This is a genomic window from Sphingobacterium sp. BIGb0116, assembly GCF_024808035.1.
GTDB lineage: Bacteria > Bacteroidota > Bacteroidia > Sphingobacteriales > Sphingobacteriaceae > Sphingobacterium > Sphingobacterium paramultivorum.
On sequence record NZ_JANUDT010000005.1, the window covers coordinates 300,156 to 316,331 of the forward strand.

Annotated in this window: 14 protein-coding genes; 7 read left to right on the forward strand and 7 right to left on the reverse strand. The window is 38.9% G+C overall.

Features of this window, described 5'->3' with window-relative positions:
• Window positions 1-21 precede the first annotated feature (21 nt).
• Together M2419_RS14195 and M2419_RS14200 are read left to right on the forward strand one after the other, a co-directional pair.
• Window positions 22-1,116, forward strand: coding sequence for a lipopolysaccharide assembly protein LapB (locus tag M2419_RS14195; RefSeq protein WP_182332844.1), 1,095 nt, complete (start codon window positions 22-24; stop codon window positions 1,114-1,116).
• 161 nt (window positions 1,117-1,277) lie between these two features.
• Window positions 1,278-1,811, forward strand: a complete 534-nt coding sequence (locus tag M2419_RS14200; RefSeq protein ID WP_075991829.1) for an NADPH-dependent FMN reductase — start codon at window positions 1,278-1,280, stop codon at window positions 1,809-1,811.
• Between the two features lie 413 nt (window positions 1,812-2,224).
• On the opposite strand, the gene M2419_RS14205 is transcribed toward M2419_RS14200, so the two are convergent.
• From M2419_RS14205 to M2419_RS14230, 6 genes are all read right to left on the reverse strand, one after another.
• Entirely contained in the window at window positions 2,225-3,373 is a 1,149-nt protein-coding gene (locus tag M2419_RS14205) for a peroxiredoxin (protein WP_153848336.1), read from the reverse strand.
• Window positions 3,374-3,381: 8 nt separating this feature from the next.
• Window positions 3,382-4,572, reverse strand: a complete 1,191-nt coding sequence (locus M2419_RS14210; RefSeq protein WP_182332846.1) for a DUF255 domain-containing protein — start codon at window positions 4,570-4,572, stop codon at window positions 3,382-3,384.
• A gap of 76 nt (window positions 4,573-4,648) precedes the next feature.
• Window positions 4,649-6,097 (reverse strand): RagB/SusD family nutrient uptake outer membrane protein, encoded by a 1,449-nt coding sequence (locus M2419_RS14215; protein ID WP_259255281.1) that lies wholly within the window; start codon window positions 6,095-6,097, stop codon window positions 4,649-4,651.
• 12 nt (window positions 6,098-6,109) lie between these two features.
• Window positions 6,110-9,718 (reverse strand): SusC/RagA family TonB-linked outer membrane protein, encoded by a 3,609-nt coding sequence (locus M2419_RS14220; protein WP_259255282.1) that lies wholly within the window; start codon window positions 9,716-9,718, stop codon window positions 6,110-6,112.
• 94 nt (window positions 9,719-9,812) lie between these two features.
• The gene (locus M2419_RS14225) at window positions 9,813-10,952 is read right to left on the reverse strand and encodes a FecR family protein (protein ID WP_182332852.1); all 1,140 of its coding nucleotides are present in this window, start codon (window positions 10,950-10,952) and stop codon (window positions 9,813-9,815) included.
• A gap of 96 nt (window positions 10,953-11,048) precedes the next feature.
• A complete protein-coding gene (locus M2419_RS14230; protein WP_227550350.1) occupies window positions 11,049-11,642 on the reverse strand; it encodes an RNA polymerase sigma factor in 594 nt (197 codons plus the stop codon).
• Between the two features lie 30 nt (window positions 11,643-11,672).
• On the opposite strand from M2419_RS14230, the gene M2419_RS14235 reads away from it, so the two are divergent.
• Window positions 11,673-11,807, forward strand: a complete 135-nt coding sequence (locus M2419_RS14235) for a hypothetical protein (RefSeq protein WP_259255283.1) — start codon at window positions 11,673-11,675, stop codon at window positions 11,805-11,807.
• A gap of 10 nt (window positions 11,808-11,817) precedes the next feature.
• On the opposite strand, the gene M2419_RS14240 is transcribed toward M2419_RS14235, so the two are convergent.
• Window positions 11,818-12,165, reverse strand: a complete 348-nt coding sequence (locus tag M2419_RS14240; protein ID WP_075991827.1) for a helix-turn-helix domain-containing protein — start codon at window positions 12,163-12,165, stop codon at window positions 11,818-11,820.
• Between the two features lie 112 nt (window positions 12,166-12,277).
• Between M2419_RS14240 and M2419_RS14245 the strand changes: the two genes are divergently transcribed.
• From M2419_RS14245 to M2419_RS14260, 4 genes are all read left to right on the forward strand, one after another.
• Window positions 12,278-13,342, forward strand: coding sequence for an NADH:flavin oxidoreductase (locus M2419_RS14245; protein WP_153848342.1), 1,065 nt, complete (start codon window positions 12,278-12,280; stop codon window positions 13,340-13,342).
• Between the two features lie 150 nt (window positions 13,343-13,492).
• Window positions 13,493-14,146, forward strand: a complete 654-nt coding sequence (locus M2419_RS14250; RefSeq protein WP_159728956.1) for an alpha/beta hydrolase — start codon at window positions 13,493-13,495, stop codon at window positions 14,144-14,146.
• A gap of 318 nt (window positions 14,147-14,464) precedes the next feature.
• On the forward strand, window positions 14,465-15,523 hold the full coding sequence (locus M2419_RS14255) for an SMP-30/gluconolactonase/LRE family protein (RefSeq protein WP_235032904.1): 1,059 nt from the start codon (window positions 14,465-14,467) through the stop codon (window positions 15,521-15,523).
• 332 nt (window positions 15,524-15,855) lie between these two features.
• Entirely contained in the window at window positions 15,856-16,170 is a 315-nt protein-coding gene (locus tag M2419_RS14260; protein ID WP_159728960.1) for a hypothetical protein, read from the forward strand.
• Window positions 16,171-16,176: the final 6 nt, after the last annotated feature.

Here is a 16,176-nt window from a genome sequence, read left to right on the forward strand (position 1 = left end):
TCCTTTAACTCAATAATAAAAATGAAAAACAATATTGGATATATTAGCTTCGTTTTCTTCTTTTTCATTGGGCAAACCGTTTTTGGGCAAGAAAAAAATCGTGAAAAAGCTTCTTCAAAGGGAAAGGAAGCCATTCAACTCATGGACAGCGGAAAAGTGGATGAAAGTATCCTATTACTGAAGGAAGCCCAAAATCTCGATCCAGCCAATATCACATACCCTTATGAGCTTGGTTATGCCTATTATCTAAAAAAAGATTATAAAAGCACAATAAAGTTCCTGGAAAACATTAAAAATGAGAAGACTGTTAATGATAGGGTATATCAACTGCTGGGAAATGCCTATGATATGCTTGGCGAAAGTGATAGCGCAGTGGGCATCTACGAGAGTGGATTAAAATTGTTTCCTAAATCAGGTCACCTCTATTTGGAGATGGGGGCAATCCAAAGAGTAAAAGGAGATTTGGAAAAGGCATTAGACTTTTATGAAAAGGGTATTCAGGTGGATCCGGGATTTTCTTCCAATTACTATTGGGCATCAAAGTTATTCTGTATTTCGGATGAAAAAGTTTGGGGAATGATTTACGGTGAGATATTTATGAATTTAGAAAGAAATAGCAAAAGAACAGCCGAAATAAGTGAGCTTATTTATAATCAGTACAATAACCAGATTAAATTTAAAGGCGACACTGGAATTTCAGTCAGCTTCAGTAAAAATGCGTTTATCCACGAAGGGCCAGCAGCCGATCCCAACCAAATAAAGTTACCTTTTGGTATTGGAGTTTACGAGACGACATTAGCGTTGTCAATGATTGGTTTAAATTCAATAAATATCAATACGCTTGACACGATAAGGACCAACTTCATAAACAACTACTTCAAAAATAAACACGACAAGATATTTCCAAATGTTCTATTCAATTATCAAAAGAAAATCATCGATCTAGGTTATAGTGAAGCATACAATCATTGGATATTGATGAAAGGAGATGAAGACCGTTTCGAAAAATGGCTAGCAAATAATGAAGAAAAATGGACTGATTTTACAAATTGGTTTATGACAAATCCCTTAAAAGTAGACAGCGCAAATAGTTTTTTCCGCGAACAATACAATTGATACCTATCCCCCCTTTCTTTCTTGCAACTCGATGTGTTACCTCAGGATCGGAATGGAGTCGCGAAATTAAAATAATGGTGAGTGGTTTCTATTTCTTGAATTGGATTTTTCATTATAAAATTGACTAAATTTAAACAACCGATAATCATAAAGGATAAAACATGAAAATATTTGCATTCGCTGGGAGTAATTCTTCCACATCAATTAACAAACAATTGGTCAAATTTGTACTCAAAAGCTTCGAGGGGCACGAGATTAATTTGATCGACCTGAATGACTATAACATGCCTGTCTTTTCTGTAGACCTAGAAAAGAATGGGTTCCCACAGGAAGCACAGCTTTTCCTAGATCATATAGCCTCCAGTGACATGATCATTTGCTCCCTCGCAGAGAATAATCGCTCCTATAGCGTAGCATTTAAAAATGTATTCGACTGGGCATCTAGAATAAATGTTAAAGTTTTCCAGGATAAACCCATGTTGCTTATGACAACTTCACCAGGAGGTTATGGTGGTGGAAATGTGATGGCCGAAGCGCAGAAATTTTTCCCGCAGTTTGGAGCAATCATTAAAGAAACATTTTCGCTTCCCAAATTTTACGAAAATTTTGATCAGGATAATGGCGTAATCAGTCCTGAACACCTCAATAGTCTGAAGGAAAAAATAGCAGACTTTAAGCAACAAATTTCCTCCTAGTGGCATTCCGCTAAAAATCTATTTGCCTTTTTGTACATTCTGCATAACTTATGCCGATGTACTAAGTACATATTACTTTGCATATTATTGACTTTTTGCTTACCTTTTCTTTGCTTTGAAAGCAAAGAAACACCAATAAAACACCAATAAAACGACAAAGAAATAGCAAAGAAGAAGCGAATCAGCCCCCTAGCAATCCCAAAGGAATAGCGAAGAAACAGCAGAGAAACACCAAAGAAATAGCAGAGGAATAGCAGAGAAACAGCAACGGAATAGCAGAGAAATGGCGAATAAGCTGCAGCCCTTACCTTAGCCCCCCAAAGAGCAGCGCTATAACAGAAAACTGACCCCATAGCGATAGCATCTATTAAAGGTTCATAATTAAGGAGGGGCGATTTGCCCCTCCTTAAAATTTATTTAAGTAGCTCTTCGAGTTTCTCTATCAACTTTACTCCTTTTAAGTTGATTCCAACAATCTTACCTTCGGGAGAGATGAGGTAATTTTGCGGGATAGCCTGAATACCGTATAATTGAGCGGCTTGATTTTGCCAGCCATTCAGATCCGACACCTGGGGCCAGGTTAATCCATCCTGTTCAATCGCTTTCATCCAGTTATCTTTCTTCCCGGGTTTATCTAGTGAAACACCCAGTATCTCAAATTTTGATCCCTTAAACTTTTGATAGGCTTTAACCAAATTAGGGTTCTCAGCACGGCAAGGACCACACCATGACGCCCAAAAATCCAATAGCAGGTATTTACCTTTAAAATCTGAGAGTTTTAACTCTTTACCTTCAGGAGTTACTTGTGCAAAATCTAAAGCTGGCTGTCCAATTCCTAGCTTTTTTGCTAGTTGAATATCTGCTTCTAATTTTTTCCCGATTGCTGTCTGCCTTAACCTTGATGACAAATTGAAAAACAAAGGTTCAGTGGTAACCACATTATCATCGTAGCCAGCAACTTCCTGTAAGGCCAATAAACTGAAGTAATTGTCTGGATTATTGACTATAAAATTTCGCTGCGCTTTCTTACGCTCTGTTTCGATCTTATCTATTTCTAGCCCAATTTGGTTGAGTGCATTTTCATCACGATTTTTTGCTTGATACAGATCAGCTCTTTTAGATTGCTGAACCATGAGCTTCTTCTCATAGGTGCTTAGATAGTCTTGATACTGCTTATAGGCTACCTGCAGTTTCCCGCCTTGTACCTGTGAAGACTCGAAAGGACTTTGAACAGTGATTTGCGTATTGGGTTCCTGAGGGTCTACATAAAATGTGAGACGCTCCATCGGTCCACCTTTGCGATTAAAGAAGGAAGCTCCATCTTTGGAATAAAATAACATGACTTGCGTTGGTTCCATGATTTCCCCTTTATAGATAACATCATTGGGACCAAAATTAATAGAGTCAATTGTCAATTTTCTGTCCACGATGTAGCGAACAAATGCTTTAGATTTTGCGGGAAATTGTTTCCCCTTTATTGTTAATTGAAAACGCTGTCCTTGAGCCAATACTGTCCCGAGACAACTTAAAACCAAGAATAACGATGTAGCTATTTTTTTCATGTTGATAATTACAGTGCTTTAGCACGCGCCACAAGAGCATCGGCCAGTTTAATAATTTTTGAAGTTTCCAGTTCAGCCAAGCCACGCGCAGCTTCTGCCGCTTGGACGGCTTCTTTCTTTTTATTTAATGCGATACAAATATCAGCCAATGTTCCTTGATTGGAATAACTTGATGGATTCAATACAACGGCCTGTTTAGCCAGCACATAGCATTGTTTTAGGATAACTGGATTTGCAACAGTTCCCTTCGCATTGGCATTGCGGCGGGCAATAAAACTCAACCGTTCATCTTCATTCTTGAGCAGGCCTTTTCTCAATGTATTCGTAAGGACAACAAACTCCTTATCGGTTCCATGTGCTGCGGTCCACTCTACTTTATACAATGCTGCTTCAATTTTTTGTTCTGGATCTTTTAACCCTTCAAAATAGGCTACGCCAGCATTAAATTCATCTACTTTATGCTCTCTAATATAGCCATACATGGCATAACGCAGCAGTTGCGCTTCTTTTTTCGCAAAATCTGCTGGTGCGGCTATGCTTTTAAAATAAGCTTTGTTCGACTCAAAAAATTTACCGTAGCGATCATCCAGGCTCTGTGCCATCATTTTTATGGTCTCCCATCCATTTGGGCTCTTCAAGAATTCATCGGTAGCCACACTGTCCAATGCCTTTTTTGCTGCATTTGCTGCTTGATTATCGGTTTGTTCCATCACTTTAATATACCGGATCAGGAAATTCGACTCCCGCATACCCAAATCATACGATTTACGCAAATTGGGGATCTGAAAATTAGAGTCATTAGCTTGCTGTGCCTGTTTCAGGAAAAGATCAGCTTCCATGCGAGACTGGGTTCTATAGATCAATGTCCCCTGTCCATCTAAAAATAAATAAGTAGGAAAACTTTTGATTTGGTATAATTTAGCAATATCTACACCTTCTCCTATCTCACAGTCAAATTTAGTATTGATAAACCTGCTGTTAAAATAACGAGCCACTTCAGGCTGTGAAAACACATTCCCTTCCATCCATTTACAAGGAGCACACCAGGAGGTAAATCCATCCAGAAAAATCAGCTTATTTTCCTGCTTGGCCAATTCCTTTGCCTGACCAAAAGTGATCTTCTGAAACTGTATATGTTCTTGCGCAAGCAATAGCATCGACTGCGAAAAAGCCAGTGCTGTCAATAGTATCTTTTTCATTTTTTTTTATTAAGATCCTAATCAATTTCTATGCTGATAGAAGTTGATTAGGATGAGCGGTCTACATCTAATTTTGTTATCGTTCGTATTGAGGAATTCCGGGATTCAACGAAAGTACCTTGGGCGGAACTGGAAGTATCATCCGGGCATCCGTTGATTCCATTTCGAAAATTTTCCCTGCCAATGGATGTTGGATTGACTTTTTAAAATTGTCTGCTATAGCGAGTCGTTTCAAATCAATCAGCCTATCGGATGCCATAAATGGCATTTCGCGACGTCTTTCGTCAAGTACCGTCTGTAAAATAACTTTTGGATCCGTTGAGGTTAACGCTTTGTTATTCTCTATTCGACTATTTCGTAATGTATTCAAGAAACTTAGTGCTTCTGTCGCATTACCTGTTCGAACAGCTGCTTCTGCAGCAATCAAAAACAATTCAGGCGTATTAAATCCAGTACTAAATTCGACGTATGGAGCAAAAAGAACCCGCCCTGGAAATTTTACAATAGTAGCGCCTAAAGAAGCCTGATCGCGACAGAAAAATAATTCATAACGTTTGTCCTTTGCACCTGCAGGCAAATCTTTGGCATAAGTGTCAATCAGCTCTTTAGAGGCATAAAACTCGGCATTGGGGCTACCTAAGGAACTTGTTCCCAATCGAGACCATACGGCCTCCATATTCGTTCTGGAGTCGGGAAATTGGACCGAATTATCTGTTTTTAAACAAACACGTCCCCAAGTTGTCTTATCCTTATTGGTATATAAACTATAATCGATGAGCGTTTTATTGACAGCAAGTGCTTGTTTTGCATTCTCAAGGGCCTCTTTGTATTTTCCCTGATAGAGGTAAACACGGCTTAGAAAAGAGAAGCCGACTGAACGCACTGCTTGAAATCTATTTGACTGCACTGTACTCAAATTTGGCAGCGCATCATTAAGATCGCTAATTACCTGATCATAGATCGCCTGAACAGACACGCGCTCATATTTTTGATTGATATCCTCTTTCAGCACCAAAGGTACCCCTAGATCTTTTGTTGCACTTGCAGGATTATAATGCGCGGCATAGATATTCACTAGACTAAGGTATTCAAATGCACGACCGACCTTAGCCTCAGCCCAAACCCTTTTCTTTTCTGCCTCGGAGCCCTCTGTTGCTGCCAATACATTATTAATCACAACATTGTAAGTGAATATATGGCTATAAGCCGATTCCCAGTATGGATCATACTGGCCATCTTCAAATATAGCACCGTGGGCAAAGCTATAGAGTTGTTTTTTCACATAGTCATAATAGTCATAGCTTGCTGCTGATTGTACATCCTGAGGGTCTCCGGACTGTAAGTTATCTACTAAATAGTTCGGATAAACAGCGGAAGCTCTTACTAAAGATTGATCGTTTAGCAGCAATTTGTAATCATTCAGATTCTCTGGAATTGTAAAACCTTTTGGCTTGATATCCAGATATTTACTACAGCTATTCAATGTCAATAAACCGAATAGCAATCCTATATATATTTTTCTCATGATATTTTCTTATTAAAATCCTACAGATACACCTAAATTGTAAATTATTGGTGCTTGTATACCTCTACTTGGACTCGTTACCGTACTATACCCAGCCCAAACCTCGGGATCGAGATTATCCTTGTTAGCGACCCAACGCCATGCATTCAATATCTGTCCTGTTAGACGCACATAAGAAAGTTTTGTCGGTGCAATCCATTGTGCAGGCAGGTTGTAGGATAATGAAATATCGCGCAATTTAATATAGTCAGCCTTCTGAACAAATTTATGTGCAGCATTGAAAATATCGGAAATATTGCCTGAAGCAGCAGAAACAAATGCAGGAGCAATATCAGGGTTACTTTCATCACCAGGGTTCTTCCAATAATTCAACCATAATTTGTCGAAGTTACTATTGTAGTTAAGCTCCGCGTATTTACTCAGGAACTCTGGATGAACTCCCCGCATCACATGACCACCATTGAAAATGAACATAAAGGAAAGCGTCAAATCTTTATATCGAAATCCATTTCTGAAAGAAACAGTGTAGGGAGGTACTGTTGTACCTTCATAGATTAAATCATCGACAGTCAATTTTTGCGTGGTCTCGACCAGACTACCATCAGCCTTTCGTGCCAAAGGTCGTCCCTTATCATTTAATCCCGCATAATCTATGCTATATAAACTACCCATTGGGATTCCAACACGATTTTGAGGAGCATAATAGTAGTAATACGGTGTATTCTGCTCAACGTAGAGGTCTGTGATCTTGTTTTTGTTGTAGCTAAAATTTATTGTGCTGTTCCAACTGAAGTTTTCACGTTGAATCACCTTACCATTCAGCCCCAACTCGATCCCTCTATTCTGCATATCCGCATAATTAAGCAACACCATATCCCATCCCAAGGTTGGATCCAACGGCGTATTCCCCAATAAATCAGAAGTTTTCTTATTGTAAATATCAAGGGTAGCTGTAAGTCTATCTTTAAATAGTGAGAAATCAAAGCCAACATTGAATACTTTTGTTCGCTCCCATCGCAACAATGGATTAGGCGGAGAATCAATGTAGGCTTGCATTTCACCGTTAAAGTAGTTCAGATTGTTATTCACCCTTGAAATCAAATATGGTCCATTATCCTTTGGCACATTTCCATTTACGCCATAAGTCGCACGCACCGACCAACGATCTAATGGTTCCCAATCAATTTTTGGCAGATGATATAAAGCGCCTATGGACCAAAGAGGTTTGTATTGATTTTTGATATTTGTGCCAAACAAATTAGATTGATCCATCCGGATGCTTCCACTCAAAGTCAACTTACGATCATAGGTATAAGATCCATTGGCATAGAAGGAAACAAATCTATCGACTAGATCCTTAAATCCAGTCTCTTTTTTCGAAATAGTATAGCTATTAAAAAGTGCCTGTGTATTTTGGATCTGAATACCAAAAAGCTCTTCATTAATCCCCTTATAGACTAAACTGCTTTCATCGTACCCGTATTTATAAATATTTGTATAACGATTGTTAATTTGCCTGCGCTCAGCACCTGCAATAGCTATAATTTCATGTTTATCCCGACTGTTATATTGATAATTGAATTGACCACGTAAGGTATAGCTGTTGACATCGTTACGTTGTTCGGCAAATTGTCCCCCCTGCGGAATATTGCGCTTGATTGACCCGTCCTTTCCAATTTGGGTCGCGTCATTGACCATACCTACAACGGACTGGGAATTTTTCCGATTTAAAGTTCCATTGTATCCTTCTGTTCTTTCACTTTGATAGGATAGATCGAAGTCCAACCCTTTAAGTAGCTTAAAGTTGGCAGCAAAATTTAAATTAAGGTATTTATTATAAAACTTTTCATGAATCGCTGCTACGTGCTTTAAAGGAATATAAGTTTCATCTTCCAGTCCCAAGGCATTCAAACGATCAATCTCAAATTGCGATTTTGAATTATACCATTGAGCCGGAGAACCGTCTTCATTTTCAAGAAGATAATAGGATGCCTTGCCTCCCATATAGTTATCGTAGAAATTGAAGCCGATATCGCCTTCTCTATTTTGATTTTTCCCTAATACGTTTGCGCGTAAACTAAACCAATCGGTAAACTTAAAATTATTTTTCAGACTGAATCCCAGTTCCTTATTTGTTGCACGGCCTTTATTATAATCTCCTGGTTGGGTATAATTGAGGGAATAATGATAGGTATAACGATCGGAGCCTCCCGAAACAGCGAGGTTATGTTGCTGATCGAATCGAGTAGTGTTCAGAAACTTATCCATTTGACTGAAGCGGTCACGATTTCGGTATACATCCAAACGTTTTTCCATCTCTTCTTCCGAAATCACGCCACCTTTACGATCGTACAAAATCCGATACACATCATTCATTGCTTTTCTAGGATCAATAACAGCATAATCGCCCGAACGATAATTAAACATTTCTTTTTGAAAGTTGACCAGTTCAGCACTGCTCATCTGATTAAGATAGCTACGGCTTGAAAGTCCCCTAAAAGAAAGTGTATTGCTATAGTCGATCTTTGTTTTACCTGCGGAGCCTATTTTTGTTGTGATCACAATGACACCATTGGAGGAACGTACGCCGTAGATAGAGGCTGCCGACGCATCTTTTAAAACGGTTATAGCAGCGATATCATTGGGATTGATTGCTGTTAAATCGCCTTCAAAAGGCATACCGTCAACGACGATCAGAGGCGCAGCCTGCGCATTGATTGTAGATCGTCCGCGAACCTCGATACCCAGATTATTTTTATTATTCTGCGGACTTGAGGTATTTCGCACCAAATTTAGTCCTGGCAACAATCCATCGATCCGGTCCAGCAAATTAGGCTGGAGCCGTCCTTCCATGTCTTTGGCAGTGACCTGCGCAATTGAACCTGCTGCTCTTTCTTTGCTTATTTTTTGGTATCCTGTATTGACCGTAATGTTCACTTCCTGCAATTGCTCATCCAGGGCCCTTAAGGTGATCGGACCCAAATCGGACTTAGCTGCAATCGTAAGCGGAGCAAATCCGACCATTGTAATGTCCAAAAAGCTATTTGAACTAACACCGTTAATTTCAAAATGTCCATTTTGATCTGTAACGGTCCCTTTTGGAACACCTTTAACACGAATGGTTGCACCTTGAAGCGGTCTGTTGTTATAATCGACAATAAAACCTTTGACCGTCATTAACTGATTAGCGATCGAACGTTGTGTTTGTTGAGATTTCTCATGTACGACAATAATCTTCCCCTTGATCTCAAAATCGAGATCCAAATCGTCCAATAACTTCCCAAGTGCATTTCCCAACGATTCTTTTTTAACAGTTAAGTTAACCTTTGTATCTGGATCAATAGTTGTGGCCGCCCATACATAAGAATAGCCAGTCTGCTTATTGATCTCTGAAAAAATCTTTCTCAACGACACTGATTTCTCATGTATCGATATGTCCTGTCCATACGTTTTAGCTCCAACATGAAGCAGACAACAAGACATTAGTATGGTTGTAAGCGATATGCGCATAATGTTTCCCCTCCATTGCGGCCTACCCCAAATATCTGGGCGATCGCTGTTTTTCATTTGTTGCGTTTGATCGTGTAGGGCACGACCAAGTTGTGCATAATTTTTATACATTTGTTTTAGGTTAAGAATTAAAATTCTGTTACAGTTAGAATTACTTGATCTGAAGCCCTAAATGTTGCAAGCGTTTAGGGTTTCTTCTTTTCATTTAGGTTGTTTTGTCTACATAAATGGTCTTTCCTTTAAATTTAAATTTAATTTTCCTTGTACTCTCCAGTACATTGATGATATCTTTCAGGCTGCTGTTACGCGACAACATCGCTTCAAATTTTTCCGATTTTATTTGGTTATCGAGATAGACGACATCCACGTTATACCAAGACGCCAACTCATCCATAATAACCCCTAAAGTCTCCGAATTGAACACAAAATATCCGTCTTTCAATGCATTACGCAGGTCGAGATCAATTATCCGTCGTTCGATCTGACCAAGTTTGATATAAGATTCTTCTCCTGGCAACAGTATAATTTGCCTGTCGCCTTGTCGAACCCGAACTTTACCTTCGTATAATGTCGCTCTAAAGTCTTCTAGATTCTTGGTTGATTTCACATAAAAATGAGTCCCCAATACGGAGATATTGATCTTCCCTGCTTGTACCACGAAAGGTTTCAGTTTTGGGACCTCACCTCCCCACGGCAAATGTTTCTTGGCAACTTCGAAGTAAGCCTCTCCCACTAAACGAACTTCTCGCATGCTATCTACTTCATAGTAATCTAACTGCGTTTTGGCATTCATCCATACTTTGGTTCCATCAGGTAATACCATGGTCATTTTTCCCCCTTTGGGTGTTGTCGCGAATAAGCTATCCGTCTGGCTGGATTTATTTTTCATGGGAGCAGCAAACGATAATAAAGTATCTCCGGGAACCATCGAAATTGAATGTCCATCTCCCAGACGAACTACCCCCGTCATTTGAGCGGGTTGAATATCTTTATCCGGAGTCTCCTGATATACCATATCCGAAAGATTATGGATAAAAAATAACACCAATAATCCAATCAGTACTGCTGCAATACCGTAAGACCACAAGCGTTTATAAAAAGGTTTAGTGTATGATGTATTGAGGTAATCTTGTTCAAAGAGGGCAAATGACTCCTCCCAATCATAACGGGCTATCCCATCTAAATCCGCTTGCATTTGATCTTTGTTGTCAATAAGATCACATAGCCCCTTATTTGCAGCCTTTTCGGACCTCCATAAGTCCAACTGCAATTTTTCGTCATCGCGCAATCCTTCCAGCTTGGATTTGCTCAGTAAATAAATGATATGTTGGGGTATTTGTTCCATATTGCTCTATATCCTTAAAACAATATTTTGATTTCGTTTCTCTAAAAAGATGGTAGATATTTTTACAAAAACCTATGTATCAGAAGTATAAATTTTCTAATAATAGAGTAAAAGCAAAAGTAGGCAAAAAAACTGGTCAGGCTTGAGTCTTAATCTCAAAAGTTCAATTCCCCTTTTCTTTTGATTGTAGATCGTACTAGTGGTTAGTCCTAAGGAGATTGCTGCTTCCTGTGGGCTTAGATCTTCAACAATCAACTTACGCATCACTTGCTTACACTGCTCAGGCAGCGTATCAATGGCATCATGGATCGTTCGAAGCGTTTCCATATAGATCATTTGATGGCTGATCGGTAAATCGACCAGATCAACTTGTGACGTATAAAAATTGGTTTTTTGTTGAATCCTATTCTCTTGTTGAATCCTGTTTAAAGCGGTGTTTCTACAACTTGTATAGAGAAAACCACGGATTGATTCAACATGATCAAAATCAATCCGGCGCTCCCAAAGCTTTAAAAATACATCCTGCACTATTTCTTCGATGGTACCTTTATCGAGGTTCATCTTTTCTAAAAAATAGCACATTGGACTATAGAAAGTTTTGTACAAAAACTGTAAACCATCCCTTCTGCCCTCTCGAAAAGATTTTAAAAAATCTTGCTTGCTAAATTCTTGGTTTACCTTGTTTTTCACAATTCAATATTACTTAAATTTTAAATAAATATGAAAATTTCATTTATTGTGATCAACAATCCCGCGCTGGCAAGCGATAGAAAACGTACAGGCCAAACCGGTTGCACGATACTATTCCATCCGGCAGCGATTGGCGTAAATGCTACGCAAGATCTATGTATTTAGATTGTAATTTCTACGCGATCAATTCTGTTGACACAGGCTCTTGATAGTAGGCTTCATTCCATTTTGCCAATTGGCACATAATAGGTATTAATGCCTTGCCTTTTTCTGTCAAAGAATACTCTACACGTGGTGGAAGCTCCCTGTACTCTTCTCTCAAAATTACACCATCCTCTTCCAATTCTTTTAATGAACTGGTCAGGACTTTCCGAGAAATGTTTTCGATAAGCGCATCCAATTGACCAAATCGGGCTTTTCGATCGCGCAAAGTATAGATAATCACAGGCTTCCATCGGGTACCTAAAATTGCCATAGAACGCTGCATGGCGCAGGAACAACTTTTAAATTCAGTCCTTTTCATTTGAATATATTCAAAATAGTTACGCAAAGGTAACTAGTTTATACCAATAATAGTTACAAATATACACTATTTAAAATATCTTTGTGAAGATTCACAATTTAAAACAAGAAAAATGAGCATACAAACACTTTTTAATCCATTTGAGCACAAAAATTTAACACTCAAAAACCGCTTTGTAATGGCGCCAATGACGCGAGCATTTTCTAAGGATGGGGTTCCCGACAGCGCTGTAGCGGGTTATTACGAGCGTCGTGCCGCGGGGGATGTCGGTTTAATTTTGACGGAAGGTACAGTTATTGAAAGACCTTCATCAAAGAATTTAAAGGATATTCCAAACTTTTACGGTGACCAAGCATTGGACGGCTGGAAAAATATCGTCGATGCTGTGCACGAAAAAGGAGGAAAAATAGCCCCTCAACTATGGCATGTTGGTTATACCCCTATGCAATGGACTCCGCCCGCTGCGTTTGAAAGCCCAGATACAATGACATTAGCAGATATAGAGGCCACAATACAGGCTTACGCCGACGCTGCTAAATCTGCAAAAGACCTCGGTTTTGATGCTTTTGAAATCCATGGGGCACATGGTTATCTGATCGACCAATTTTTCTGGGAAGGGATGAACCACAGAACAGACGAATTTGGTGGAAAAACAATTAAGGAGCGTTCTAAATTCGCTGTTGAGGTCGTTAAAGCAATGCGAAAAGCGGTCGGACCTGATTTTGTGATTATTCTACGTTTATCACAATGGAAACAGCAGGACTATACAGCCAAGCTTGCCCCTACCCCTGCAGCGATGGAAGATTGGATCCTACCATTGACGGATGCCGGTGTCGACATTTTTCATGGAAGCCAACGTCGTTATTGGGAGCCGGAATTTGAAGGCAGTGACTTAAATTTTGCTGGATGGCTCAAAAAGATCTCAGGACAGCCCACAATCACGGTTGGATCTGTAGGTCTTGACAAAGACTTTGGTGAAGTATTTACAAATTCTGAGTTCAAGTCCTCTCCCGCTTCACTGGACGAACTTGTCCGTCGTTATGAACGTGGCGATTTTGACCTTGTAGCTGTAGGCAGGGCGATCTTGCAAGACCCGAATTGGGTGAAGAAAGTAAAGGCCGAAAAATACAACGAATTATCGACTTTTGAAGCTAAGAGCTTGGCGAGCTTATCTTAGTAAGCTCGCGCGATTAGGTGGATTAAAATTACGTTATTCAATAGTATAAAACAGGGGCAAAAAATTGATTTTCGAATCAATTTTTTGCCCCTGTTTTATAGCGATAATTCAGTAACTTGTCTCCACAAATGGATACAAACACTTGATTAAATGAAAATCACCGCAACCAAAATATATGTCATCAGCGGTTTGGGTGTAGATCAACGTGTATTCAGCAAGATAGACTTTGGCTCGCTTGATATAACCTATCTGGATTGGATTACACCAAGCTCCAATGAACCACTATCTATTTATGCAAAAAGAATATCGACTAAAATTACCGCAGAGCAACCCATACTCATTGGGCTTTCTTTCGGAGGAATGCTTGCAATGGAAATTGCCAAAATTATAACTGTTCAACGAGTTATTCTGCTAGCTTCGGCCAAAGGAAGGTATGAATTACCCGTACTGTATCGATTAGCGGGCAGACTCAAGCTGAACGTATTTGTCCCTAATTCATTGCTCAAGACCCATAGCTTTCTGTCGGATTATTTTTTCGGTATACGCTGCAAAGAAGATTCTTTACTGCTGAAACAAATCCTAAAGGATACAGATCCAATCTTTATAGCCTGGGCAATACATCAAATTCTACAATGGAAAAACAATTCGGTTCCGGACAATTTAATTCATATACACGGTAGTAGCGATCGTATTATCCCCATCAAAAATGTAAAGCCCAACTTTATCATTAAGGGTGCGGGACATTTTATGACAGTTACACATGCACAGGAGATTGAAAAGCTCTTGCAAGAAATTTGTTCGTAAATCCCCCCCTTTTTAATCACCGAGACCAATCCCAACTTTTCTAGTCGCTCAGAAAATTAAATCCAAGTGGATTCGTATCGGCATTAGTCGTACGATATGCTGAGCAGTGTAAAAAAGTATTATTTGGAGAAAAGGACAAACAATAATTGAGAATAGAAGGTTCTTCTATGAGAGCGCGGTCTCTCTATGAAGCTAAAAATCCCCCTTTATTACTTAGTGGGAACAGTCAAAAGCAATATAGTTAGGTTAAATTATAACAAGAATATGCGAACACGGCTCATATTAAGTTTTTTATTCTGTCACATCTTTTTTCTCACTATGCTGGCACAAGTCAATAATACTACAGCCTCGAAACTGGAAGTCGCAGCAGCCTTAGGTCCGTACCGTCCGATCGGTGTGAGCGTTACCTCCAACAATCGATTATTTGTTTCCTTCCCAAAACAAGCGAAAAATTATCAGTATGCACTTACTGAAATCATCAATGGAAAACCTGTTCCTTATCCAAATGAAGAATGGAATTTAAAAGGAAAAGAGAATTCCCACTTTGTAAATGTTCAGGATATATTTGTCGATACCGAGGACAATCTCTGGGTATTGGATTCTAAACCATCTTCGGCCGGATCAATTTTTGGAAAAGATGAAAAATCAACTCAAGGCCAATTTAAATTGTTAAAAATCGATACAAAAAAAAATAAAATTGAGCATATTTATCGTTTCGACGACCTTGATAAAACCAAATCAGGTTTAAATGATATGCGCATTGACCACAAGCGAAATTTAGCCTATCTCTCCGATCCCGGCCAAGCGGCCATCATTATTTTAGACCTTAAAACTGGACAGACTAGAAAGGCTTTAACTGGAAGCCGTTTTACGCTGGCTAATCCTGATGTAATATTAAGCTATAATGGAATTGAAATGCGCAATGAAAATGGAAAGCCTTTTTCTTCCAACGTGAATAGCATAGCATTGAGTCACGACTTTAAATATTTATATTTCAAACCGATCAATCAAACCCATCTGTATTGTATTGCAACAGAATTTTTAGCAAACAAAAGGCTGACGGATCAAGAATTGGAGGCAAAAGTGAAAGACAAAGGAGAAGTCGGAATCACGCATGGCTTACTAGCAGACATTGATGGAAATATTTACCTAACATCGTCAATAGACTATAGTATTAAATATTTAAATCCTGATGGAAATGTGAATACCCTGGTACGGGACTCCCGAATACTATGGCCCGATTCTATGGGCATCAGCGGAGATGGATACCTTTATTTCTCTTGTGCACAGCTCTTTAAAGACCAACAATGGAATAAGGGAGTTGATAAGGTAAAGTTGCCATATTATGTCTTTAAGGTCAAATTACCGAAATTTTGAGAAGAATGTTACAACAAGTGAAGTTCTGAAGCATAAAACTCACGCTAACGCATCTACTTTTTACCTAGGTATTATCCCCATGCGCAGCCTTAACAAAATTCCCTTCGAATAGTTCCCCTTTATATTTGTCTACCTTTTCTACCCACAAGATAAGACATTGAAATTCAATCCCATAAAAACAATAAAATCGAAGTAAAAGCACAAATCACTAAGACATGCCCCCAACTATAAAAAACAACGGCATCTTAGATAAAGTATAAAATTTTTAGCAAAAAATTTTTAATACTAATATTTTTAGTATATTTGAATATCAGTTTTAGACAACGCTTTTTATGGAACACAGCGCAGCATATGACAATAAGGATTTACATGTAGGTGACATCGTTCGCTTTCATACCCCCTATCCCGATGAAGATCCGAATACGATTTTCATTGTACTGTGGTCATATTACGATCCTGCTGGAAAATCCTCACGGGCTGAACTAGTTAAATTTGACCAAAGTTCCAAACAAACGCCTGTTATTCAGAAGTGGTTTATACGAGATTTAGAAAGAGTTCCCGAAGTAAGTCCAAAATTGCTGAAACAAATTGAGCTATTTATGAAAAGTAAACTTGGTAATGCTATTATCAGTAAGCTAGTCATCTAACAAATT